The 23,905-nt window shown below is 63.7% G+C and carries 16 protein-coding genes; 2 read left to right on the top strand and 14 right to left on the bottom strand.

The window, feature by feature from the left end:
- Positions 1-333 precede the first annotated feature (333 nt).
- Genes BGK68_RS23805 through BGK68_RS23795 form a run of 3 tightly spaced genes read right to left on the bottom strand, consistent with a single transcriptional unit; the run spans position 334 to position 4,733 of the window.
- Positions 334-1,911 (bottom strand): DHA2 family efflux MFS transporter permease subunit, encoded by a 1,578-nt coding sequence (locus BGK68_RS23805; protein WP_198937248.1) that lies wholly within the window; start codon positions 1,909-1,911, stop codon positions 334-336.
- A gap of 33 nt (positions 1,912-1,944) precedes the next feature.
- Positions 1,945-3,180 (bottom strand): HlyD family efflux transporter periplasmic adaptor subunit, encoded by a 1,236-nt coding sequence (locus tag BGK68_RS23800; protein ID WP_198937247.1) that lies wholly within the window; start codon positions 3,178-3,180, stop codon positions 1,945-1,947.
- A 5-nt stretch (positions 3,181-3,185) separates the two neighbouring features.
- Positions 3,186-4,733, bottom strand: coding sequence for an efflux transporter outer membrane subunit (locus BGK68_RS23795; protein WP_143433153.1), 1,548 nt, complete (start codon positions 4,731-4,733; stop codon positions 3,186-3,188).
- Positions 4,734-4,975: 242 nt separating this feature from the next.
- On the opposite strand from BGK68_RS23795, the gene BGK68_RS23790 reads away from it, so the two are divergent.
- Positions 4,976-5,578, top strand: a complete 603-nt coding sequence (locus tag BGK68_RS23790; RefSeq protein ID WP_075259107.1) for a TetR/AcrR family transcriptional regulator — start codon at positions 4,976-4,978, stop codon at positions 5,576-5,578.
- Between the two features lie 40 nt (positions 5,579-5,618).
- Here the strand turns inward: BGK68_RS23790 and guaD are convergent, their stop codons facing one another.
- The 11 genes from guaD to BGK68_RS23730 all read right to left on the bottom strand — a co-directional run bounded on the left by guaD (position 5,619) and on the right by BGK68_RS23730 (position 22,619).
- Positions 5,619-6,917, bottom strand: a complete 1,299-nt coding sequence (gene guaD / locus BGK68_RS23785) for a guanine deaminase (protein ID WP_075259106.1) — start codon at positions 6,915-6,917, stop codon at positions 5,619-5,621.
- A 171-nt stretch (positions 6,918-7,088) separates the two neighbouring features.
- Positions 7,089-8,177 (bottom strand): xanthine dehydrogenase accessory protein XdhC, encoded by a 1,089-nt coding sequence (gene xdhC / locus BGK68_RS23780; protein WP_075259105.1) that lies wholly within the window; start codon positions 8,175-8,177, stop codon positions 7,089-7,091.
- Positions 8,178-8,198: 21 nt separating this feature from the next.
- The gene (xdhB, locus tag BGK68_RS23775; protein ID WP_075259104.1) at positions 8,199-10,568 is read right to left on the bottom strand and encodes a xanthine dehydrogenase molybdopterin binding subunit; all 2,370 of its coding nucleotides are present in this window, start codon (positions 10,566-10,568) and stop codon (positions 8,199-8,201) included.
- 43 nt (positions 10,569-10,611) lie between these two features.
- Positions 10,612-12,096, bottom strand: coding sequence for a xanthine dehydrogenase small subunit (xdhA, locus tag BGK68_RS23770; RefSeq protein WP_075259103.1), 1,485 nt, complete (start codon positions 12,094-12,096; stop codon positions 10,612-10,614).
- Positions 12,097-12,394: 298 nt separating this feature from the next.
- The gene (locus BGK68_RS23765) at positions 12,395-13,693 is read right to left on the bottom strand and encodes an NCS2 family permease (RefSeq protein WP_075259102.1); all 1,299 of its coding nucleotides are present in this window, start codon (positions 13,691-13,693) and stop codon (positions 12,395-12,397) included.
- Between the two features lie 891 nt (positions 13,694-14,584).
- Entirely contained in the window at positions 14,585-15,127 is a 543-nt protein-coding gene (locus tag BGK68_RS23755) for a hypothetical protein (RefSeq protein WP_143433152.1), read from the bottom strand.
- 291 nt (positions 15,128-15,418) lie between these two features.
- On the bottom strand, positions 15,419-17,182 hold the full coding sequence (locus BGK68_RS23750; protein ID WP_075259099.1) for an allantoate amidohydrolase: 1,764 nt from the start codon (positions 17,180-17,182) through the stop codon (positions 15,419-15,421).
- Between the two features lie 264 nt (positions 17,183-17,446).
- Positions 17,447-18,391, bottom strand: coding sequence for a LysR substrate-binding domain-containing protein (locus BGK68_RS23745; RefSeq protein ID WP_075259098.1), 945 nt, complete (start codon positions 18,389-18,391; stop codon positions 17,447-17,449).
- Positions 18,392-18,631: 240 nt separating this feature from the next.
- Positions 18,632-19,261 (bottom strand): outer membrane protein, encoded by a 630-nt coding sequence (locus tag BGK68_RS23740; RefSeq protein ID WP_075259097.1) that lies wholly within the window; start codon positions 19,259-19,261, stop codon positions 18,632-18,634.
- A gap of 231 nt (positions 19,262-19,492) precedes the next feature.
- A complete protein-coding gene (locus BGK68_RS23735; RefSeq protein WP_075259096.1) occupies positions 19,493-20,173 on the bottom strand; it encodes a Fe2+-dependent dioxygenase in 681 nt (226 codons plus the stop codon).
- Positions 20,174-20,351: 178 nt separating this feature from the next.
- Positions 20,352-22,619: a catecholate siderophore receptor Fiu gene (locus tag BGK68_RS23730; RefSeq protein WP_075259095.1), complete on the bottom strand. Its 2,268-nt coding sequence runs from the start codon at positions 22,617-22,619 to the stop codon at positions 20,352-20,354.
- A gap of 444 nt (positions 22,620-23,063) precedes the next feature.
- Here BGK68_RS23730 and uraH point away from each other — a divergent pair, with 444 nt between their 5' ends.
- Positions 23,064-23,417, top strand: a complete 354-nt coding sequence (gene uraH, locus BGK68_RS23725) for a hydroxyisourate hydrolase (protein WP_075259094.1) — start codon at positions 23,064-23,066, stop codon at positions 23,415-23,417.
- Positions 23,418-23,905: the final 488 nt, after the last annotated feature.

Here is a 23,905-nt window from a genome sequence, read left to right as displayed (position 1 = left end):
CCCGGCCCTGGCTGGCGGCGGGAAGTCTGCCTGGCGTCCCGGCAGGCGGGGCACCATAAATCAAAAATGCGGACCGTGGTCCGCATGCTCGAGCGAGGATTGTACGCGCATTGGGCGGGTGCAGCCAAGCCTGGCCCCAGGCTGCGGGTCGAATTCGGTCGAAGGCCGTACCGATCTTGTTCGCCGATGCAGTTTGTCAGTGCAGGCCAGCACAGGCCAACACAGTGGCGCTACGCTTGGCAGGCAAAAAAAACAGGCGGCCACGGGAGCGGTCGCCTGCCCAGTCCGCAGGGGGAGGACGGACTGTAGGGGAACGGTAAGGGCCAGCCTGGTTCAGTGCGCCGCCGAGGTGTCAGCCACCCGGTTCGGCTTGGGGGCCAGCCATACGGCCAGGGCCGCCAGCGAGAACGACACCGCCGCCATCATGAAGATGTGATTGGTCGACAGCATCACGGCCTGGTTCTGGACCGTCTGCGCCAGCGAGGCGGTGGCCTGTTCGGCGCTCATGCCCGAGGCCATCATGGTATTGACGGCATCGCCACCGCGATCGACCAGGCCGGACAACTCGGCGTGGAAGTAGGTGGCATCGTTTTCCCAACTAGTGTTGACGATGGAGGTGGCAATGGCGCCGGCCATGGTGCGGCAGAAACTCATGAGGCCCGCCGCCGAGGCGGTTTCGTCCTCGTTCACGCTGGACAGGGCCAGCCCGGTCAGCGGCACGAAGAACAGCGGCAGCCCGATGCCCTGCAGGAACAACGGCCAGCCGATCTGGAAGAAGGACATGTCGGTCGTGTTGAAGGCCCGCAGGAAGGTGATGAAGCCCAGCCAGGTCACGCCGATGCAGACCAGCTTGCGGGCATCGATGGTGGTGGACATCTTGGCCACCATCGGGGCAGTCATCACGGCCAGGATGCCGGTCAACGCCGAGATGCAGCCCGACCAGGTGGCGGTATAGCCCATGTAGCCCTGCAGCCAGAGCGGCGTCAACACCACCGAGCCGAAGAAGGCGCCGAAGGCCAGGCAGATGGTGGTCACGCTGGCGGTGAAGCCGCGGTGGCGGAATACCCGCAGATCGACGATGGGATTGCGCTCGGTCAGCTCCCAGATCAGGAAGGCGACGAAGAACACCACGGCCGTCACCGCCAGCAGCACGATCTCGGTGGAGGCGAACCAGTCCTTTTCCTTGCCTTCATCGAGCATCAACTGCAGCGCGGCCACCCAGACCACCATCAGGATCAGGCCGACCCGGTCGATGGGCAGCTTGGACATCTTGGTTTCATACCGCTTGAGCATGCGCCAGCCGATATAGCCACAGATCAGCGCCACCGGCACATTGATCCAGAAGATGTAGGGCCAGCTGTACTGGTCGCACAGCACCCCGCCCAGGATCGGGCCGGCAATGGGCGCCACCAGCGTGGTCATGGCCCACAGGCCCACGGCGGCCGGTGCTTTTTCCTTGGGGAAGATGCGCAGCAGCAGCGTCTGCGAGAGCGGCATCAGGGGACCGCCGGCCAGGCCCTGCAGGACCCGGAAGGCAATCAGCATGCCCAGCGAATTGGCCATGCCGCACAGCGCCGAGAACAGCCCGAACATCACCATCGACAGGATGAACACCCGCACCGTGCCGAAGCGGTTGGCCAGCCAGCCGGTCAAGGGCACCGTGATGGCCTCGGCCACGGCATAGGAGGTGATGACGTAGGTGCCCTGGCTGGTGGAAGCCCCCAGCGCCCCGGCAATGGTGGAGACCGAGACGTTGGCGATGGTGGTGTCGAGCACGGCGATGAAGTTGGCTGCCGCCAGCAGGATGCCGGCGCCGACCAGCTGGCCGCCGCTCAAGGGTGCTTCGAATGGCGCTGGTTGCGGCGCCGGGGCGGGCAGGCCGCCAGCGTCAGCGCTCAGTGTGGATGACATGGGAAACCTCTTCTGATGGAGCGTGGGCCTGGCTTACAGCGCGGCAGCCTGAGCGCCGTCGTGGCGGGCGCTCTTGGGCTGGGCGTCACCGGCCTGGATCTGGCCGCGCGTATCGATCTCCACTACCATCGACAGCCCCACCGACAGCGGACGTTGCGCCAGTTCCTTGGGGTCCAGCGAGATGCGCACCGGCAGGCGCTGCACCACCTTGATCCAATTGCCGGTGGCGTTCTGCGCCGGGATCACCGCAAAGGCCGATCCAGTGCCGCCGGACAGGCCGGTGACCACGCCGTGGTATTGCACCGAACCGCCATAGAGGTCCGCCTTCATGGTCACTGGCTGGCCGATGCGCACCTTGGTCAGTTGGCCTTCCTTGAAATTGGCGTCCACGTGCATCTGCTGCAGCGGCACTACCGACAGCAGGGTGGCGCCGCTCTGCACGCGCTGGCCGACCTGCACCTGGCGGCGGGCGATGACGCCATCGACCGGGGCGCGCAGCACCGTGCGTTCCAGGTCCAGCTTGGCCTGTTCCAGCTTGGCGCGGGCCAGCACCACTTCCGGGTTGTCCTCCACGGTGGTGTTGGCGGTCAGTACGGTGCTGGCCTTCTGCGCGCCCTGGGTAGCCTTGATGTTGGCGCGCGATTGTACTTCTGCCGCTTCGGCCGCCTTCAGGTTGGCCTGGGCCGTCAACAGCGCGGTGCGGGCGTTGCTCAGTTCTTCGCCGGAGACCGAGCCCGACTTGGCCAGCGCTTCGCGGCGCTGCAGGTCGATCTCTGCGCGCTTGAGGTCGGCCTGGGCCGACAGCAACTGGGCGCTGGCGCGCTTCTGCTCGGCTTCGCGCGCCAGCACCTGGGCTGCCAGTCCGGCATCGTTGGCGAAGAAGCTCTTGACCTTGCGTTCGGTGCGATCCAGGTCGGCAGCGGCCTGGTCCACCGCCAGGCGGGCATCGGCGTCGTCGATGCGCACCAGTACGTCGCCCTTCTTGACGGCCTGGGTATCGACCACATCGACGGCGGCCACGATGCCATTGATGGCCGGGGTGACGGTGGCGATCTCGGTGGCGGTGTAGGCATTGTCGGTCTCCACGTAGCGCGAGCCGATCAGGTACCAGTAGGCGCCATAGCCGATGGCGGCAATGGCGACCACACCACCAAAGAGGGAAAAGAGCTTCTTGCGCTTTTGCGCAGCCGCAGCGACGCTGGCGGCTTCATTGCGTTGCTTGGCCTCTTCGGCCAGGGTGTGGGCGGCTTGGGAATCGCTGTGGGACATGATGGTCAACCTTTTGCTTGCGTGTCGTGGAGGGGCGCGTTGGCGCTGTTCTGGCTGCTGCTGTCGTCGGCGGCGCGGTAGCCGCCACCCAGGGCGCGCACCAGCGCCACATCCAGGGTGAACATGCGCGAGCGCAGATCGGAAAGCTGGCGCAGGTTGCTGATGAGCGTGTCCTGCGCATTGAGTACGTCGAGGTAGGTGGCCAGGCCGCCGTTGTAGCGGTTGCTGACGATGCGATAGGTCTCTTCGGCGGCGTCCGCTGCGGCTTGCACGTCGGCCAGGCGGCCGGCCAGGGCTTTTTCGCTCACGCCGACGTCGGCCACGTCCTGCAGCGCCTGGGTGACGGCCTGGTCATAGTTGGCCACGGCCTCGTCATAGCTGGCGCTGGCCGAGCGGAACTGCCCACGCAGACGACCGCCATTGAAGATCGGCAGCGAGATGGCCGGGCCGATGCTGCCGATATCGGAGCCAGCACGGGTGAGCATGTCGATGCCCAGCGACTGGAAGCCGAAATAGGCCGTCAGGTTGACGTTGGGATAGAAGGCCGCGCGCGCCACCTTGATCTGCTTGCCAGCCGCCTCGGCGCGCAGGCGCGCGGCGACGATGTCGGGGCGGCGGCCCAGCAGTTCCACCGGCAATTGCGCCGGCAGGGCGAAGGGGCGGGACAGGTCGATCTGCGGGCGCGTCAGCTGCAGTCCCCGATCCGGACCCGCGCCCAGCAGGGCGGCCAGCTTGTTGCGTTGCAGGCCGATGGATTCGTCGGTGGCTTTCAGGTCGGCCTGGGCGATGGCGCGGCGCGCTTCCATCTGCTTGACCGAACCGCGCGTTTCCAGACCGTTGGTGAAGCGCTGGTTGAACAGATCCAGGCTTTCCACTCGCACCTTGAGGGCGGCTTCGTTGGTATCGCGCTGGGCGTAGAGCTGGGCCAGCTCGGCATAGGCCGTGGCGATCGAGGTGGCCAGCGTGATGCGGGCCTGGGCGGCGTCGGCGCGGCTGGCTTCCAGTTCCGAGGTGGCGGCGGCCAGCGCTGCGCGGTTCTTGCCCCAGAAGTCGATCTCGTAGCTGAAGTCCAGGGTGGCGCGGGTGGCATTGTTGTAGTCCTTGGGGACGAAGGCAGGCGGCGTGCCATTGTTATAGGACTGCTTCATCCGGTCCAGCGAGGCGTTGGCGCTCACTTGCGGATAGAGCGCCGCGCCTTGCTGCTGGGCCGCACCCTCAGCCTTCATCAGACGCGCCTTGGCTACCGCCATGGAGGGCGCGCTTTGCAGGGCTTCATCGATGAGGGCGTTCAACTGGGCATCACCATAGACCCGCCACCATTGGTCGCTCGGCCAGGCGGCCTGCACGGCGCTGGCGGCCAGGCTTTGCTGGCTCTGGTACTGGTCGATCGGCTTGGGCTGGGCGCGCTCGCCGAGGTCGGTGAAGGAGGCGCAGCCAGCCATGAGCGTGGCGGCCAGCACGGCTGCCGAGACCGACACCGCGCGCGGCCAGGCGCGGCCGGGGCGCTGGGGCGGCAGTATCGGCAGGTCCAGGGTTGATGAATTGTTATTCATGATGGTGGAGTGTGAGGTGAACTAATAAAGCAGAATCGCCGTCTTTCATAACCGTACAGTTCAGTATAGTATTTGGTTTTATGAATAGTCAAGGCAGTTGCGAGAAATTGCTCGTCTTTATGCGGCAAAGCGCCAACACAGGTTTTTTGCCTGCATTTGAGGTGAATCTGGCGGCTTTGGGTGGTAACTCCGCCTATAATCTGTAACCGGCCGCTCGTGCGGCCCGCATCACAGGAAAATTCATGCGCAAGAAGAGTGAAGAACGCCGGCAAGCGATGATCGACATCGCCGCTGAGGTGTTCAACGAAATCGGTTTCGAAGCGGCTTCCATGGCGGAGATATCAGCCCGCATCGGCGGCTCCAAGGCCACGCTGTACAACTATTTCAACTCCAAGGAAGAGATCTTCGTGGAGGTGATGATCAAGCAGGTGGGGTGCCAGTTTGAAGAACTGTTCATGGCCCTGCGCAATGAAGACGATGTGAAGGGCGGTTTATTGCGTCTGGCGCGACATTATTTGCGGGTGGTGTTCCGGCCGGAGATCGTCGCAGTCAAGCGGCTCGGAATCTACTATGCCGGCAAGTCCAATCTTGGCCCGTTGCTCTACGAGCGCGGCCCCAAGCGCGGCTGGATGCGCATTGCCGAATTCCTCAAGGCCAAGATGGACGAGGGCAAGCTGCACCGCGCCGATCCCTGGCTGGCCGCCATGCAGTATCGCGGCCTGATCGAGGCCGAATGGATGGAAGTGCGCATGCTCAACGTGGTCACCGGCATCGCCGAGGACCAGCTGGACGCCTCGGCACAGCGGGCGGTGGAGGCTTTCCTGTATCTGTACCAGCCGCGTTGAGCGGCTCAGAAACGTAATGCCGCCGCGTGGGTGTAATCGATCAGCGCTGATGCACCCGCACCCCCGCCGAATAGGTCGCCGCAACAGCCCGGTCATCCCCCAGGATGGCCAGCGCGAAGAGTTGTTCTTCCAGGCTCTCGGTGGTGGCGCTACGACGCGCCAGCAAGGGCGTGGCCTGGGGATCGAGGACGATGAAGTCGGCGTCGCAGCCGGGCGTGAAGCTGCCGATGGTGCCTTCCAGCTGCAGGGCGCGGGCGCCGCCCAGCGTGGCCAGGTAGAACATGCGCTGGGCCGGCAGGTAGGTGCCGCCCATGCGCGCCACCTTGTACAGCTCGTTCATGGTCTGCAGCATCGAGAAGCTGGTGCCGCCGCCCACGTCAGTGGCCAATGACAAGGGCAGGCGCGCCGCATCGGCGCGGGCGAAGTCGAACAGGCCGCTGCCCAGGAACAGATTGGAGGTCGGGCACAGCGTGGCCGCCGATTGCGTGGCGGCCATGCGGGCGCGGTCCTGGTCATCCAGCCAGATGCAGTGGGCATACAGCGCCCGCTGGCGCATGAGGCCGTAGCCGTCGTAGACATCCAGGTAGCTGCGCGCATCCGGATACAGCTCCTTGACCCACTTCACTTCATCGGTATTCTCGGCCACATGGGTCTGGATATAGGTATCCGGATACTGCGCGGCCAATTCACCAGCCAGCTTCATCTGTTCATGCGTGGAGGTGGGGGCGAATCGCACCGTGATCGCATAGTGCTGACGACCCTTGTTGTGCCAGCGGCCGATCAGCGCTTCGCTCTCGCGCACGCCCGATTCGGCCGTGTCGCGCAGGAAGTCGGGGGCGTTGCGATCCATCAGGCATTTGCCGGCCACCATGCGCAGGTTGCGGGCATGGCTGGCCGCGAAGAAGGCGTCCACCGATTGCGGGTGTACGGTGCAATACACCGCTGCGCTGGTGGTGCCATTGCGTAGCAGTTCGGCCAGGAAGAAGTCGGCCACCTCGGCGGCATGCTCAGGCTGCTGGAAGCGGCGTTCTGCGGGGAAGGTGTAGTTCTCCAGCCAGGGCAGGAGGCCGGGAGCGGGCGAGCCGATGATGTCGGTCTGCGGATAGTGGACGTGGGTGTCGATGAAGCCGGGGCAGAGGATCTTGCCACGCAGGTCTTCGATGATGGCGTCAGGCGGCAGGTTTGCCGACAGCTCGTCATAGTCGCCCGCGGCGCGGATCTTGCCGTCCTGCACCAGCAGCAGGCCATCGCTATGCCAGCGGGTGGCGTGCTCGTCGAAGGCAGGGTCATTGGTGAAGTACAGCAGGCTGGCGCGGTAGGCGTGCAGGGTTGTGTTCATGGCGGTTCCTCAAGGCGGACGGGCGCAGGCGCGCAGGCCGTTCATTCAGTGGTCATCATACTGGAAGGCGCACGGCGGGCGGCGCTTTCCGGGGGAAGGGGAGAATCGCAGTGGAAACGCGTCTGTCGTTGTCAGGACGTGGGTTTCCGAGGGTGACGGCAGGGTGTTCCTTCAGCCTCTGCCGTCCAGAGCGTGTGTGGCCAGGGCCGATGGTGAGGGTTGCGGCTCGGGTGCAGCCTGGCGCTTTTCCCATAGTTGCAGCAGTTGCGCCACCACGGCGATGGCAATGCTGGTCGGCTCCTTGCCATCGATGCCGTCGATGCCGATGGGGCAGGTGATGCGCTCCAGCTGGGCGGCGCTGAAGCCGCGCTCGGCCAGCCTGTGCTCGAACTGGCGACGCTTGGTGAGCGAGCCGATCAGTCCGAACCATGCCACGTCCTGGCGCTTGAGGATGCGTTCGCTCAATTGCTGGTCCAGCGCATGACTGTGGGTCATCACCAGAAAATACGCGCCGGGATCGGCCATGTCGACCGCCGCATTGGGCACATCGGTGGCCTCGGTGCGGATCTGCGGCGGCAGTCCGGGCGGGAACATCTCTTCCCGCGCATCGACCCACAGCACGCGGCAGGGCAGCGTGGACAAGACCGTCACGATGGCCTGGCCGACATGGCCGGCGCCGAACAGCACCACCTGGGGCCGGGAGGCGTGGCACCAGTCCAGCAGCCAGCGTCGGCCTTGTGCATCGCGCAGCAGGCAGGTCTGCCGCCGTTGCGCCAGGGTGTCCGGCGGCAGGCCATGCGCGTGCGCATCGGGTGGCAGGTCTTCAGCGTTCCCTTCGATCAGCAACTGCGCGCCAGCATGATCCAGGGGCAGGGCGCGCCAGAGGTCGGTTCCGCTGGACCACGACTGCTCCAGCGCCTGCCAGGTGCGCATCGCCTGATCATCGGCAGTGATGCGTTCGAAGCAGAGAAACACCACGCCGCCACAGCACTGCCCCAGACTGGGACCGAGTGCGATACGCTCCAGCCGGCGCTGCCCCTCCAGCTGGCTGGCCGGGGCCTGCAGTATGGCGCGGGCAATCTGCGCGGCACGCCATTCCAGATGGCCGCCGCCGATGGTGTCGAACTGGGTATCGGCGGTATAGAGCATGCGCGCGCCCGGCGCACGAGGCGTCGAACCCTGTATCTGCGCCACCGTCACCAGCACTGCCGGTGTGGCGTTGAACTGCATCCTGCGCAGGGCGGTTAGCCATGTCCTCATGATCGTTCTCCGTAGACCGGATCAGCGCGAGGCCGTGGCGGCCCGCACCGCATCGACGGCATCCAGGATGGCTTCGCTGGTGGCCGGCGCGCGCAGCGGCGGATTGACACGATGGTCGCCCACCGCCGAGACCGCGTCGCGGATGGCCAGGAACACCGAGAACGGCAACAGCAGCGGCGGCTCGCCCACTGCCTTGGAACGGTGGACGGTGTCGGCCACATTGCTGTTCTGGTACAGCTCGGTGCGCAGCCGGGCCGGGCAATCGGAGATGGCTGGAATCTTGTAGGTGGAGGGGGCGTGCGTCATCAGCTTGCCGTCCTTGTTCCACCACAGTTCTTCAGTGGTCAGCCAGCCCATGCCCTGGATGAAGCCGCCTTCGACCTGGCCGATGTCCAGCGCCGGGTTCAGGCTCTGGCCGGCGTCGTAGAGCAGGTCGGCCTGCAACAGCTTCCATTCGCCGGTCAGGGCGTCGATCACCACTTCCGACACCGCCGCCGCATAGGCGAAGTAGAAGAAGGGATGGCCGTGCATGCGCTTGGCGTCCCAATGTACCTTGGGGGTGGAATAGAAGCCGTCGGACCAGAGCTGCACCCGTTGCAGGTAGGCCTTCATCACTACCTCTGCAAACGCCATCGATTGCGCGCCGGCCATCACCCGTCCGTCGGCAAAGCGCACCGCCGCCGGCTCCACGCCCAACAGTGTGGCGGCGACCTGCGCCAGCCGGGTGCGGATCTGCAAGGCCGCATCCTGTGCCGCCTTGCCGTTCAGATCGCTGCCGGTGGAGGCGGCGGTGGCGGAGGTGTTGGCGACCTTGCTGGTGTCGGTGGCGCTGCAGCGCACCCGTTCCAGCGGCACGCCCAGGGTGTGCGCCACCACTTGCGCCACCTTGGTATTGAGCCCTTGTCCCATCTCGGTGCCGCCGTGATTGACCAGCACCGAGCCATCGGTATAGACATGCACCAGCGCACCGGCCTGGTTCAGGTGCGGCACGTTGAAGGAAATGCCGAACTTCACCGGCGTGAGCGCCAGGCCTTTCTTGAGCACCGTGCTGCCGGCATTGAATGCGGCCACGGCCTGGCGGCGCTCCTGGTAGCGGCTGCTGCGTTCGAGCTGGTCCACCAGTGCAGGGATGATGTTGTCTTCGACCTTCTGGCCGTAGTGGGTGACGTTGCGGGCTTGCGGTCCTTCCTCGTCGCTGGGGCCGTAGAAGTTGTTGCGGCGGATCTCCAGCGGATCGCGTCCGAGATGGCGGGCGATATCGTCGATGATGTATTCGATGGCCAGCGCCCCCTGCGGCCCGCCAAAGCCGCGGAAGGCGGTGTTGGACTGGGTGTTGGTCTTGCCGCACATGGCCTGGATGTCCACGTCTGAGAGGTAGTAGGCATTGTCGAAATGGCAGACCGCCCGCGTGGCCACCGGGCCGGAGAGGTCGGCGGAAAATCCCGCCCGCGAAATCATCTCGATCTTCGCGGCCACGATGCGGCCATTGTCGTCATAGCCGATCTCGTAGTCATAGGCGAAGCAATGGCGCTTGCCGGTGACCATCATGTCATCGTCGCGATCGGCGCGAAGCTTGACCGGACGCTGCAACCGCGCCGCCGCCACCGCCGCCGCGCAGGCCCACAGCGCCGATTGCGATTCCTTGCCGCCGAAGCCGCCGCCCATGCGCCGGCATTCCACCAGCACATCGTGCGAGGCCAGGCCCAGCACGGTGGCCACGTGGTGCTGCATCTCGCTGGGATGCTGCGTGGAGCAATACACATGCATGCCGCGCCCCTCCTTGGGGATGGCATAGGAAATCTGGCCTTCGAGATAGAACTGCTCCTGGCCGCCCACATCGAACTGCCCGCGCAGCCGGTGCGGCGCCAGCGCCAGTGCAATGGCCGGTTCGCCGCGTGACAGGTGCATGGGCGGCAGCACATAGGACTGCGCGGCATGGGCCTGGCGCGGGGTAAGGATGGGGGGCAGTTCTTCGTAGTCGATCACCGCCAGGCGCGCAGCGCGGCGGGCCAGTTCATGGCTGTCGGCCACCACGATGAACAGGGGCTGGCCCACGTATTGCACCAGGCCGTCGGCCAGCACCGGGTCATCATGGAGGATCGCGCCGCATTCATTGTCGCCGGGGATATCGGCGGCGGTAAAGACGGCCTTCACGCCCGGCGCGGCCTTCACTTTTTCCAGGTCGATGGCGCGCAAGCGGGCATGGGCTTTCTGCGACAGGCCCAGCGCGGCATGCAGGGTGCCGCGCAGTTCGGGGATGTCGTCCGTATAGACGGCCTCGCCGGTGACGTGCAGCCGCGCCGATTCGTGCGGATGCGGCTTGCCCACGGCGGCCCAGTCATGGCTCGGCTGGGCCAGCGGGGCGAGGAAGGCTTCGGTATGTTGGTTCATGGCGTTCTCCTGCGGATTCTGGGACGGCGCTTGATGGGACGCTTCATGCCGCGTCAACGGCGAAGGCCCGTACCTCCTGGCGCGCCAGCGGCGCGTCGCTGCGGGTTTCCAGCCAGTAGCGATAGAGCAGGTTCTGCGCCGTGCGCAGACGATAGGCGGCGCTGGCGCGCATATCCGACAGGGGCGCGTAATCCTGCGCCAGTGCGGCCATGGCCGCCTGTGCCTGGGCTTCGCTCCAGGGGCCGCCCTGCAGCACGGCCTCGGCCTGGGCGGCGCGCTTGGGCGTGGCCGCCATGCCGCCATAGGCGATGCGTGCCTGGACGATGGTATCGCCCTGCATCTGCAAGGCGAAGGCGGCGCAGACCGCCGAGATATCCTGGTCGAACCGCTTGGAGAGCTTGTAGACGCGGAAGCGCACCTCCTTGCGTGGCAGCGGGATGCGCACCGCCTGCACCACTTCATCCGCCTGCAGGGCCGACTTCTGGTAGGCCAGATAGAAATCCTCCAGCGGCATGACGCGCTGGCCGCGCACGCTGTAGAGCACGATCTGCGCGCCCAGCGCGATCAGCCAGGGCATGGAATCGCCGATGGGCGAGCCATTGGCGAGGTTGCCGCCCAAGGTGCCGGCATTGCGCACCGGCAGCGAGGCGAAGCGCTGCCACAGTTCCGACAGTTCTTCCGGATAGTGACGGGCAGCCTCGGCATAGGCCTCTTCCAGGCAGACGCCCGCGCCGATCTCCAGCATCTCGTCCTGCACCTGCATGGCGCGCAGTTCTTCCACACGGCCAATGTAGAGGAGATCGCCCAGCTCGCGCATCTGCTTGGTCACCCACAGGCCCACATCGGTGGAGCCCGCCAGGATGCGCGCCTGCGGCAGGTCCGCGCGCAGCTGCGCCAGTTGCGCCAGCGTGCGCGGCGCGTGGAAGGTCTGGCCGGCATGCGTGAGCGCGAGCGGCTGCTGCTGATCGATGCTGCGCAGCGCCGCCTTGATGGCTTCGCGGTCGAACTCCACCTTGGGCAATTCGCCCATGCGGCGCGCCGCATCGATGATGGGACGATAGCCGGTGCAACGGCAGAGATTGCCGGAAAGGGCGTCGTCGATTTCGCGCTTGCTGGGCGTCACGCCGTCCTGCTCGTGCCGCAGATACAGGCCCCACAGCGACATCACGAAGCCCGGCGTGCAGAAGCCGCATTGCGAGCCATGGCATTCCACCATGGCCTGCTGCACCGGATGCAGGCTGCCATCGGCCTGCTTGAGGTCTTCCACGGTGAAGAGCGCACGCCCGTCCAGCGTGGGCAGGAACTGGATGCAGGCGTTCACGGTCTTGAGCGCCAGCTGCTCGCCCTGCAGTTCGCCGACTACCACCGTGCAAGCGCCGCAATCCCCCTCGGCGCAACCTTCTTTGGTGCCGGTGCAGTGCAGGTCTTCGCGCAGATGCTGCAGAACGGTGCGGGTAGGAGAATGTCCGGCCACGCTATGGGTCTGGCCGCGGAAATAGAACTGGATGGAACTGTGCGTTTCTGACATGGCTGTACTCTGGTGAATTGTCTACAAAACAGACTGCTTTATGGCGCGCTCCAGGGCGTATCGTGGGGCGTGCTTCTTATTATTGGATCTGCTTTCAGGCAGGCCGTGCGTCTGCAGCGGGCTTGCCTGTGGTGTCTCCCGTGGCCAGATGGCATTCAAGAAACGTGCCGGGGTTGTCAAAAGAGGAAACGGATTGTCCGCACAGGATTGTTGCAGACGATGGTGGTGTTTTCTCTTTTCACAATCCCGACGGGCCGGCCCGTTGCTGAGCCCAGGGCCGCCCCGACGGTAGGGCGTCTTACTCGCCCAGATAGATCAGCTTGAACAGGAAGATCGCGGCGATGACCCAGATTACCACCGACACGTCCCTGGCGCGTCCGGTCAGGAGCTTGAGCGCGGCATAGCTGATGAAGCCCAGCGCCAGGCCGTTGGCAATGGAATAGGTGAAGGGCATCACCAGCGCCGTGATCACGGCCGGTACACACTCGGTGGTGTCTTCCCAGTCGATATGCACCAGCTCGCGCAGCATCAGGCAGGCCACGAAGAACAGCGCCGGTGCGGTTGCATAGGCCGGTACCACGCCGGCCAGCGGCGCAATGAACAGGCACAGCAGGAACAGCACGGCAATGGCCACTGCCGTCAGGCCGGTGCGACCGCCTGCCTGCACGCCGGCGGCGCTTTCGATATAGGCCGTGGTGGAGGAGGTGCCCAGCAGGGAGCCGGCGACGATGGCGGTGCTATCGGCCATGAGGGCCTTGTTCAGGCGCTCCATCTTGCCTTCCTTCATCAGCCCGGCGCGGGTGGCTACACCCATCAGGGTGCCGGTGGCGTCGAACAGTTCGACCAGGAAGAACACCAGCACCACATTGAGCAGGCCCATGGACAGCGCGCCCTTGATATCCAGTTGCAGCAGGGTCGGGGCGATCGAGGGCGGGGCGGCGAAGATGCCGGAGAAGTGGTTGCCGCCAAAGACGAAGGACAGCACCGTCACCAGCAGGATGCCGATGAGCAGCGCGCCGCGCACCTTCAAGCGGTCCAGCGCCACGATCACCAGGAAGCCGATGATGGCCATCACCGCCGGCGGCTGGTGCAGGTCGCCCAGGGTGACGAAGGTGGCGGGATTGGCGGCGATGATGCCGGCGCTCTTGAGCGATATGATCCCCAGGAACAGGCCGATGCCGGCGGGAATAGCCGTGCGCAGCGAGCGCGGGATGCTGCTGATGATGAGCTCGCGCACCCGCAGCACGCTCACCAGCAGGAACAGGCAGCCCGAGATCAGCACCGCGCCCAGCGCGGCCTGCCAGGGGAAGCCCATGCCCTTGACCACGGCATAGGCGAAGTAGGCGTTCAAGCCCATGCCGGGCGCCAGGCCGATGGGGTAGTTGGCGTACAGGCCCATGATCAGGGTGCCGACGGCGGCGGCAATGCAGGTGGCGACGAAGACGGCGTCCTTGGGCATGCCGGCGTCACCGAGGATGGAGGGGTTGACGAAGATGATGTAGGCCATCGTCAGGAAGGTGGTCAGGCCGGCCAGCAGTTCGGTGCGGATGGTGGTGCCGTTTTCTTCCAGTCGGAAGAATCTGTTGAGGGCGTTCATTTTGACTGGTCTCCGTGTGTCTCGTTTTTATGCGCCGGGAAACTGGGCTGCGGTGTGCACAGGCGGGGCTGTGCGGGCAGGCAATGCAATGGCGTTGCTGTCGGCGTTTTGTTGGCAGCGTTGGTAATGTCGTTCAATTTCATGTGGGGGATGTAAGGGCTGGGGAATAGCCGTTATTAACCGGGGGTTATAACTGGATTGTGCGCTGGAAATTGGCTGTGGTGCTGGGGGATTCTTTTGCAAGGGCAAGATTTTGCCAGTTTTGCGGGGGGAAAGCTTTTGTTGGCTGTTTTGTTGCTATTGAGCATTTTTATTGAGTCTGCACGGGATGCTTTCCTGCGCTCTAGCTTAATGCCTATCTTTCTCCGGTCGGGAGGACGCGCCGGGGGCGGCCCGGCAGCCGCTCACTTTTCTTGTCTCGCTAAGAAAAGTAAGCAAAAGAAGGCGACCCCTAAGATCCAGCCCTCCTTCGGAGGGTCCCCGCCGCAGTGGCGCAAAAAGTGGGAAAAATAGAGTCGCTTCGCTCCGACTATTTTTCTGATCCACTTTTTGCGCCACTGCGGCGGCTGGCTCTAAGGGGACAGGCCAGACGGGCTCGCCTTCGGCCTCGCACTTCTCCGACTCGCCTTCGGCTTTGTCTTGGCTCGCCTGCGGCATCGGATTTTTCTTCGATCAGTCTGTCGCCGGCCTTTATCTTTCCTGATCATCTACAGTCCGTTCGGACTGAGTAGCGGCTATGCCGCGTATCGAAGGTGCGCCGCGCTGCGGGCTCGGCAGCACCGATAGCAACAGACATCGTCATCCTTGAGCGGCACGCACTTGCTGGCGCACAGCATAAGGACATCTTTCACAGGTGCTGGTGGCTGGCGCAGCAAGTCCGCGGCGCGGTCTTCATTTATCGAAGAATCCCAGTTCAGCAGACCCGTTGACTTCGATCTTGCTGCCTACCAGGGCGCTGCTCGCCTCTTCTTCGATCCACACGGCGCTGTAGGCTGGCCCCAGCTTGCCACGCACGACGTAGTTCTTGCCCGGCTCGGGAGTGAAATCGACCTCGCCCTTGACTTGGTAAACTGCGCTTGTCATGGCCATGATGGGCATGGCATAGACCGTCCTCGCCACAAGCTGCACCTTGACCGGCGTTGCTGGAATACGGCGCTCCACCTTCTGCAGCAGCATCAGCGGACCGCGTCCCTCGCTCGCGCTTCGGGTGGCGAAGCGGACGTTGTCAACTTCGACGCCATTGATGCTGGATGCATAGTACATGTCAGCCTTGCTCATGCTGAACATCGCGGCCGAGTCCTTGAGGACAGCGGTCGGTCCGGCATAGTCGGCGGGCAGCAAGGGTGTGCGTGTGGCACAGGCCGTCAGCGCCAATGCGATGGCAACCGGCGCGCACGCACGGATGCCGCTGGTGATAGCAGTTCGAACTTTCATTATTTCCCCTGATTGATTTTTTATAGCCAAGCGTGGCGAACATGACGCCGCTCGCCATCCGTCGCGCATATTACCGCATGTGATTGTGTATTGCGTGGCACTTCCGCTGCGTCGCTTAGCAACTGGTGTCATCGCAGTCCAAGACCCGGGCGCGGCCCAGGGTAGCGGCGTTCAGTGCCTGGCGCACGGCCATCGCGTCGGGGCCGAAACCCACGCGTTGCAGCATGGCCTGACGATGCCGGAGGCCAGCTGCGTATCGAAGATGAAGCTACCTGTAAATGATATAAATAATTAGCTTTTTTCCTTGAAGCTGCGCAGGAAGTCCAACAGGATCAGCCCCGATACCTCGGCATCGTCCGCTGTCATCGTCTCCAGCGGATTATGGCTGATGCCGCCATTGCCGCAGCGGGTAAACAGCATGCATACGTCCGTCAGCTTGACCATGGCCATGGCGTCATGCCCGGCGCCGGAGGCCAGTTCGAACGGCGGTACGCCTGCACGTTGCGTGGCGGCGCTCAATTGCGCCATCAACCACGGCGCACACGGGGCAGCGGGGGCGCTCAGGGTTTCTTCCAGCTTGAGGTCGATGCTGCGGCGTGTACAGATCTCTTCTATCTTCGCCAGGATGTCCTTGACGGCGGCCAGGCGGACCTCGTCGGTGGCGGCGCGAATGTCCAGCGAGAGCTGGCATGCGCCAGGGATCACGTTGGTGGAACCGCGCGGTACCTGCAACTGGCCGACCGTGCCCACCAGTGCGGCATGCTGGTCCTGCGAGCAGCGCTGTTCCACATACAGGATGATCTCCGCCGCCGCTGCTGCGGCGTCCTTGCGCATGTCCATCGGTGTCGTGCCGGCATGGCTGGCCACGCCTTTGAGATCCACCAGATAGCGCGAGCTGCCGGCAATGGAGGTGACGATGCCCACCGGCAAATCGCGCTTGAGCAGCACCGGACCTTGTTCGATATGCACTTCCACATAAGCCAGGATCTCAGCCGGATCACGCGCGAGCAGGGGGATGGCGGCCACGTCGTGACCCGCCTGGATGATGAGCTCGCGCATGGTGACGCCATCCTTGTCCTGCAGGTCGAGCAGCGCCATATCGAAATGACCGGTGACGGCGTTGCTGCCCAGGAAGGTGCTCTTGAAACGCACGCCTTCTTCTTCCGAGAAACCGATCACTTCAAGATGGAAGGGCAGGGTCTCGCCACGTTCATGCAGATACTTGACCACGGCGATCGGCAACAGGATGCCTTCGCGGCCATCGTACTTGCCGCCGTTGCGCACGGTGTCGTAGTGGGAGCCAGTCAGCAGGGTCTTGGCCTGCGGATGCGGGGACAGATAGCGGCCCACCACGTTGCCCACCGCATCGATGTGGACCTGCATGCCGGCCTCGCGCATCCATTGCGCGATCTGGGCGGCGGTGCGCTGGTGCGTCTCGGTCAGGTAGGTGCAGGTCAGCGCGCCTTCTTCTTCAGACAGGGCGCCGATCTCTTCGGCCCATTGCATCACGGTCGCGCCCAGCGTGGGCTGATGGCCCAGCAGTTCGTTGAGGCGGATCTCGGCGATGCGGCCGATCTGGCGCAGCGATTCGCGCAGTTCGTCTGCCACCTGGTTGCGCAGGCGACGGGTGAAGGTGGCGATGATCTGCTGGCGCGTCAGGCCCGCGCCGGTCGGGCCTTTGACGGCCAGGATGAAGGGGAAGCCAAACCTGGCGTTGTAGTCGGCATTGAGCTGTTGCAGCCGGGCAAACTCTTCGGGGCTGCACAGGTGCAGGCCGGCCTTGGCTTGCTCTCCGGTGGACTCGGCAGTCAGTTCGCCGGCGATGGCGGCGCGGCCGGCCAGTTCGGGGTGGGCGCGGATCAGTCCCAGCTGTTCGTCACGGCTGGCCTGCGTGACCACGTTCTGCAGGGCCAGCTTGAGCGCCGTGATGGTGCTGAAGGGGCGCTGCTGGGCGGCGCGCTCGGCGATCCAGGGTGAGTGCTCATAGATGCCGTGCAGGGCGGCGGTGAAGTCAGAGGCGCTGGCCTGGTTCAGGTCTTGCAGTGTGATCGTCATGTGCTTGCCGGCCGGCGTATCGCCGGCTCCCTCGCTGGTTCGTGGTTGGTGCTGCCGGAAACGGCGCGGCTCATCTGCCGTTGCGGATTGTCGCTGCCGATTGTTGCTTTTCATTGTCCTCGTGGACGCTACGCCCAGGCCCGCCCGGTGGGCGCTTCGACGCAGATGAGACTTTAAAACATCTTGGCCGGGATGGCATCAGCGCTTTCTTCTGGCGGTTATGGGGCTGGGCATATCACGGTGGTGCTGCGGCCAGGTCCGCAGTCAGCGCCGGGGCTGGGCCAGCAGCTTGGCCGCCGCGCCGACCTGGGCGCGCAGCCATTTATGTTCGGTGGCCTGGTGGCTGCGCTCATGCCAGAGCTGGTAGAAGCGCAGCGGCGGAAACTTGATCGGGACGGTATAGCTTTTCAGCGACAGCAGCTTTTCATAGAAACTGGCGAACTGCTGTCCGGCCGTGAGCACCAGGTCGGTCTGCGCCACCATGTAGGGCAGCATGCGGAAGTGGGCGGACTCCACCACGACATTGCGGCGCAGGTTCTGCTTTTCCAGGAAGCTGTCGATGCTGCCGTGGTAGCCCGGCAGGATCTGCGAGGGCGCGGCATGAGGCAGGCTCAGATAGTCTTCCACGCTCATGGCATCCCGCGCGGTGCGCCTGGCGTAGGCGCAGTCGGCCCGCATCAGGCAGACGATGGGGTCGTCGAACAGCTTGGAGAGATGCAGATGCGCGGGCGGGGCGTCCCAGTTGGCGATGACCAGGTCCAGTTCGCCGTCCGAGAGCAAGCGCACATAGTCGGTATCCGGCCCGAGCGCATGGATGACGATGCGGCTGCGCGGCGATTCGCGCCGCAGGCGGGCAATCACCTCGGTGAAGAAGGGCGTGTTCATGTAGTCGGGCGCGGCGATGTGGAAGGTGCGCTCTTCTTCCTGCGGCACGAATTCGGTCTTGGGAATGAACAGGCGCTCGGTCTCGTCGAGGATGCGCTTGGCCGGCTTCAACAGGCTCTCACCATGCTGGGTCGGCACCATCCCGCGTGCGCCGCGCACCAGCAGCGGATCGCCGGTCAGCTCGCGGAGCTTGCGCAGCGAGGCCGAAATCGAGGGTTGCGGCTGGTTCAGCTTCAGGGCCACGCGCGACACATTCTTCTCGCACAGCAGGAGATAGAGGATGCGGATGAGGTGGATGTCGAGATGGTCGGGTAGCCTGGACATGGAGATGTCTCCGGGGTCTTGTGCGGGCGGTGGGCAGGTGACGGTTTTTCGTTCACTCTGGCTGGCCTGCGGGAAGGCATTTTTGTATATCAGTATCGATATGTCAAATATACCTTGCTGAGCATGTCTGGGCGACGCCACGTCTATCCGTGCGTGCCATCGGTTTCGCAGTGGGGAATGAAAAACGCCATCCGGCTCATGCGGATGGCGCTTCGTTTTGCTCGATACCGAACGCTGACATCAGAAGCGATAGGCGGCCCTGAACGCCAGATCAGTGGTCTGTGGCTTGCCCGATGAGGCAAAGCCCATCTCGCGGCTGTAGCGCACCTGCTGCACTTCTACTCCCAGGAGCACATTGCGCGAGAATGCATAGTTCACGCCCACGCCATAACCGAAACCGCCATGCTTGGTGGTGCCGGACGGTGACAGGGAGTCGTTGTATTCGCCTTCCAGGTGGTGGTAGGCCAGCTTGCCGTAGACCTGCCAGTCTTTCTGCAAGACATAGCCGGGGGCCAGATAGACCGAGTAGTGATTCTTGGTCTTGATCTGCAACCGGCCGGTGCGGTTGCCGTCTGCGTATTGCAGGGTGCCGGCGTCGGTCTTGCTGAGGTCATAGGTCAGGCCCAGGTCCAGTGTCCAGGCCGGGGCCAGGGCAAAACCATAGGCCAGGTCGAGCTGCAAGACGGTGTCGTTGTCGGTGACTGACTGGTTCAGGAAACCTTGCAGGTCTACCTTGGTGTGACGCCAGGCAAGATTGCCACCCAGCTTCAAGCCGGTGAAGGCTGCGGCCTGTTGGGCCATGGCCGGCGCTGCGGCCAGTGCCAATACGCCCAGCGTGAGCGCCAAAGCGCCCTTGATGATTGGTTGCATGCAGTGGTTCCTTTGCGGGTCCCTGTTGATCGGGACTTGAGATTGCGGATGAAGCGGCAACGGCTTGACTCGCGGCACGCACCCGCTGCCTTCCCTGATGCGCGCCCTTTACATGTGTAAAGGTCAGGAATATTTATACATGGAAACAATCTCATCAGGCAAGAAATAAGTGACCTCTTGTCCGCTGCAGGCATCTCGGATGACTGTCGTATCACCAGCGCCGCACCGCCTTCATACCTCGGCCCACTGCCGCAGCAGATTGTGATAATGCCCCGTCAGGCCCAGCACTTCCTCGGTATCGCCGATCTTTTCACGCAGGCCGAAGATGTTGCGGTCCAGTTCGAAGAGCATGCTGCGCTTCCAGTCGTCGCGCACCATGCTCTGGGTCCAGAAGAAGGAACACACCCGCGCGCCGAGCGTGACCGGCTCGACCCGGTGCAGGCTGGTGGAGGGATAGACGATCAGGTCACCCGCCGGCAGCTTGACCTCGTGGGTGCCATAGGTATCGACCACCACCAGTTCGCCGCCATCGTATTGCTCCGGATCGGAGAGGAAGAGCGTGGATGACACGTCGGTGCGGATGCTGCCGACAGCATTGGGCAGCTTGCGCACGGAGCCGTCCACATGCAGGCCATAGTGTTCGCCTCCTTCGTAGCTGTTGAAGAGCGGCGGGATGGTCTTCTTGGGGAGGGCCGCAGCGAAGAACAAGGGATTCTTGCGCAAGGCTTCCAGGATGATTTCGCCCAGCTTGAAGCCTAGCGGCGAATGTTCCGGCAACTGGCGATTGCGCTTGACGCGCGCGCCCTGGTCGCCCACGGTGGCGCGGCCGTCCACCCAGTCGGCGCGCGCCAGCTCGGCGCGGATGTGGCGCACCTGCTCGGCGCTGAGGACCTCGGGGATGTGCAGCATCATGATGGGATTGTCCTGTGGCGAATGTTAAAGCTCCACCAGCGAGCCCCTCCAGCGAGGAGGGGCCGGCGTGGTCTTGCCATGAAGCGCAGGCCTGGGCGCCACGGTAGAACGCATCTCAGGCCTATTGATGAGATGCGTTCTAGAGAAGGGCAGTGGCACGGGTCTGAGTCTGATCAAATCAGAAGTGGAAATTGCCGGTCAGGGAAATGTTGCGCGCATCGCCGGGCAGGTAGCGATAGCCGCTCTTGTTGATCGACCTGACGTAACTTTTGTTGAAGAGATTGTTCACGTTCAGCTGGATCTCGGCATGCTGGTGGATGACATAGCTGGCCATGACGTCGGCCACCCAATAAGAGCCAGTGTTCCTGGGTGTGCCGATCGCGTTGGTATCGCGGCCACGCAGCAGTCCGCCCGAGTAGCGCAGCCCGCCACCCAGGGTGAAGCCCTGCGGCAAGCGCCAGCTGGCCCAGGAGGTGAAGGAACGACGCGGGGCGTAGGCCAGGAAATTCTCACCCGTGGCCGACACCAGGGCGCCGCGCGAGACCTGGCTCTGCATGTGGCTGTAACCGGCCGTGAGCGAGACCGTCGGGCTGAGATCGCCGGTCACGCCCAGTTCCAGTCCCTGGGTGATCTTCTTGCCGGTCTGGAAGTAGGTGTTGGTCAGGCTATCCAGTTCCACCTCATTGTTGACCTCGGTGCGGTAGAGGGCGGCGGTGGCGATGAGCTTGCGATCCAGCAGTTCCCACTTGGTGCCGATCTCGCCGGTGTCGGTCTTCTGCGGGGCGTAGTCGTTATGCGAGGCGTTGCTGCGGCTGGCGCTGAGGTTGAAGTTGGCGCCGCCGGGCGGCTGCTGTGCGCTGGCGTACAGGGCGTAGAGGCTGCTGTTGCTGGTGGGTTTGAAGACGACGGCCACCTTGGCATTGAAGAGTCCGCCCGATTTGTGCAGCGGGGCGTCGGCCTTTGGCTTGGTGTCTTCAAAGGAGGTGCGGTAGAAGTCTTCGCGCAGGCCCAGGCTGAGGGACCAGCGCTCGTTGAACTTGAGGGTGTCCAGCGCATAGAGCGAGACGGTATCGGTCTGGCCCTTGTTGCGCCCGTTCACGCTGAGGAGGGTGCTGGAGTCGTCGAATTCCGGATTGGGCTGGTAGAGGTTGGCCCGGGGGCGTTTGGAGGCCCCGGTGAAGGAGAGCGCATGTTGCCGCTCGCGGGTCAGTTCCAGTCCGCCCACCAGCGTGTGCTGCAGGGCGCCGCTCTGGAACGAGGCCGTGAGATGGGTCTGGTTGCTCAGGATCTCGTTGCTCTGGTCGCGCCGGGTGTTGATGTTGCGCGACACTTCCCAGGTGGAGCGGTCCTCGGGCGAGGGTGTGAACAGGCTGATCGAGGAGCGGTCCGTCTTCACCCCGATCGCAACGAAGGAGCTGAGGCGATAGTCTTGATCAGTGCGCGCATAGCGGGAGGTGTTCTGCAGTTTCAGGTCGGGCGAGAAGTCGTGCTCCACGCGCAGCGTGGTCATGTCGGTGTTGACCCGGTTGTAGTCCTTGACGTGGCCGTAGAAGTTGCTGGTGCTGACCTTGGGCGCGTTGCTGATATAGGCGCGGTTTGGATCGGGCGTCGAGTAGCCCGGCAGGCCGATGGTGCTCACGCCGCCGTCGGGGACGTTGTCCTGCTGGATGTGCAGGTAGTTGAACAGGATACGCGTCGGGGTGTTCAGCCCGAAGGCCAGCGAGGGCGCGAACCCGTCGCGGGCGTTATGGACGACGTGCCGGCCTGGCACGCCGCTGTGCTGCTTCATCAGGTTCAGCCGTAGCGCCAGGCCGCGGTCAGCGTCCAGGATGCGGTTCCAGTCCAGCGTTGCGCGCTTCTGGTTCCAGCTGCCGTAGGTGGCTGAGACACTGACCGCATCGACCAGCTCGGGCTGCTTGGTGACCAGGTTGATCGAACCGGTCGGCGAGCCCCGGCCATTGTCGGTGCCGGCCTGGCCCTTGAGCACTTCCACCTGTTCGATATTGAAGACGTCACGCGAGATCGCGCCCAGGTCGCGCACATTGTCCACGAAGATCACCCCGCTGGCGTCGAAGCCGCGCATGTAGATGGTGTCGCCGGTGCTGGTGCTGCCATTCTCGCCGAGGAAGAAGGCGCCCACGCCCGGGGTATTGCGCAGCACGTCGGACAGCGACGTGGCCGCCTGCTGCTCCATCAGCGGACGTCGCAGGATCTGTAGCGTCTGCGGCGTATCCACCAACGGCTCGGTGTATTTGGGTGAGGCCGAATAATCACTTTTGTAGGCTGATTCACGGGCGGCATCGACCCGGGTGGGCGGCAAGCCGCTGCCGGAGGTCTGGGCATGTGCGCCCAGGACGGGCAGCAGTAGAGCGCCAGCAACGGCCAGCGAAGGAATGCGTGCGGTTTGGGGCGGCGACGCGTGTTTGCGACTCTTGATGAAGCTCATGACAGGTTCCGAGAGAAAGGGTTGAGGAATCTCTTGGCTGGCGATGAGCGCGCATCACAGATTGCGCGAGGGTCGGAAAGGGCCGACAGGGTTGGCTGGCGAACAGATTGAGGGCGGTATCCGGCATCGATGGGTAGCGGCGGATATCGTTACCTCCATGTCGGATCTGGGCGAGTATAGGTAGCCGATATATGGCTGTGACCGCTAAAAATTCGATTTATGGAGCGAGAATTCAGGCCGTCGCAGAGCGTGAGAATTGGCCGCGACGGCGCGACTGAAAACGCTGAAGGAGGTGGCCCGCGTGACCCACTGCCACGATGGCGGATATAAGCAGGCGCGTATAGGCAGTCTGGCGAGGCCGTATATGATCGCGGTTGGACATCAAGCCAAGCATCCAACGATCCAACCATTCAATCATTCAACCATCAGGGAAAGGAAGACATCATGGGCAAACTGAGCACGCACGTGCTGGACATCACCAAGGGCAAGCCGGGGGCGGGCGTGAAGCTGGCCTTGTATGCCGTCGGGCCGGGCGGCAAGACCCTGCTCAAGCAGGCCGTCACCAACAGCGATGGCCGTTGCGACGAACCGCTGCTGGCCGGTGAGGCGCTGCAGGTGGGCAAGTACGAACTGGTGTTTGCCGCGGGCGATTACTTCGCCGCCCAGGGCGAGCAATTGCCGGAACCGCGTTTCGTCGATGAGGTGGTGATTGCCTTCGGCATTGCCGACGCGTCCCAGAATTACCACGTGCCGCTGGTCGTGTCGCCGTGGGCCTATTCCACTTATCGCGGTAGTTGAGTGCGCGAGTGCCGGCGAGTTGCTGCCGATGCGCGTTCGGGACCGGCAAGGGGTCAGTGAGTTGATCCGGCCACAGTGACCAACAATGCCTTGTCGTTGGCCACGCAAGATCCGCCGAAGTTGCTAATTGAGAAATTTTTGAGTTTTATATTTAATACTTTTGCGCGGCTGATTGTTTTTTATTCTCTGTTTACTTTTATATTTAACATATATTGACTTTTTATTTCTTTGGTGTAACTTCCCCATCAGGGTGTGACAGAGCAACGAAGTTGGCGATATCGCAAACCATCGAACGCAACCTGTTACGTTCCTGTTCAACGAGATTGTAATTTTAGGTAAAATTGCTGCCCGGCATAATTTCCGTGTGGAAATTCCGTCGTGGCCAGGCAGCGGGACCGTCAAACGACGACCCGCACCCACTTCAGTTTCACCACAACAACAAGACAACAATGAGCCAGGATCCTCAGGGGAGCCTGCGCAGGCACGTG

Origin of the sequence: Herbaspirillum camelliae, assembly GCF_001929405.1 — a bacterium.
GTDB lineage: Bacteria > Pseudomonadota > Gammaproteobacteria > Burkholderiales > Burkholderiaceae_D > Herbaspirillum > Herbaspirillum seropedicae.
The sequence above is the reverse complement of the archived record's forward strand: the minus strand, read 5'-3'. Positions and strand labels throughout refer to the sequence as shown.

Excerpts from the sequence above, each read along its gene's own strand:
- BGK68_RS23805 (WP_198937248.1), bottom strand. The coding sequence starts at position 1,911 with ATGTCATCCACACTGAGCGCTGACGCTGGCGGCCTGCCCGCCCCGGCG.
- BGK68_RS23800 (WP_198937247.1), bottom strand. The coding sequence starts at position 3,180 with ATGTCCCACAGCGATTCCCAAGCCGCCCACACCCTGGCCGAAGAGGCC.
- BGK68_RS23795 (WP_143433153.1), bottom strand. The coding sequence starts at position 4,733 with ATGAATAACAATTCATCAACCCTGGACCTGCCGATACTGCCGCCCCAG.
- BGK68_RS23790 (WP_075259107.1), top strand. The coding sequence starts at position 4,976 with ATGCGCAAGAAGAGTGAAGAACGCCGGCAAGCGATGATCGACATCGCC.
- guaD (WP_075259106.1), bottom strand. The coding sequence starts at position 6,917 with ATGAACACAACCCTGCACGCCTACCGCGCCAGCCTGCTGTACTTCACC.
- xdhC (WP_075259105.1), bottom strand. The coding sequence starts at position 8,177 with ATGAGGACATGGCTAACCGCCCTGCGCAGGATGCAGTTCAACGCCACA.
- xdhB (WP_075259104.1), bottom strand. The coding sequence starts at position 10,568 with ATGAACCAACATACCGAAGCCTTCCTCGCCCCGCTGGCCCAGCCGAGC.
- xdhA (WP_075259103.1), bottom strand. The coding sequence starts at position 12,096 with ATGTCAGAAACGCACAGTTCCATCCAGTTCTATTTCCGCGGCCAGACC.
- BGK68_RS23765 (WP_075259102.1), bottom strand. The coding sequence starts at position 13,693 with ATGAACGCCCTCAACAGATTCTTCCGACTGGAAGAAAACGGCACCACC.
- BGK68_RS23755 (WP_143433152.1), bottom strand. The coding sequence starts at position 15,127 with ATGAAAGTTCGAACTGCTATCACCAGCGGCATCCGTGCGTGCGCGCCG.
- BGK68_RS23750 (WP_075259099.1), bottom strand. The coding sequence starts at position 17,182 with ATGACGATCACACTGCAAGACCTGAACCAGGCCAGCGCCTCTGACTTC.
- BGK68_RS23745 (WP_075259098.1), bottom strand. The coding sequence starts at position 18,391 with ATGTCCAGGCTACCCGACCATCTCGACATCCACCTCATCCGCATCCTC.
- BGK68_RS23740 (WP_075259097.1), bottom strand. The coding sequence starts at position 19,261 with ATGCAACCAATCATCAAGGGCGCTTTGGCGCTCACGCTGGGCGTATTG.
- BGK68_RS23735 (WP_075259096.1), bottom strand. The coding sequence starts at position 20,173 with ATGATGCTGCACATCCCCGAGGTCCTCAGCGCCGAGCAGGTGCGCCAC.
- BGK68_RS23730 (WP_075259095.1), bottom strand. The coding sequence starts at position 22,619 with ATGAGCTTCATCAAGAGTCGCAAACACGCGTCGCCGCCCCAAACCGCA.
- uraH (WP_075259094.1), top strand. The coding sequence starts at position 23,064 with ATGGGCAAACTGAGCACGCACGTGCTGGACATCACCAAGGGCAAGCCG.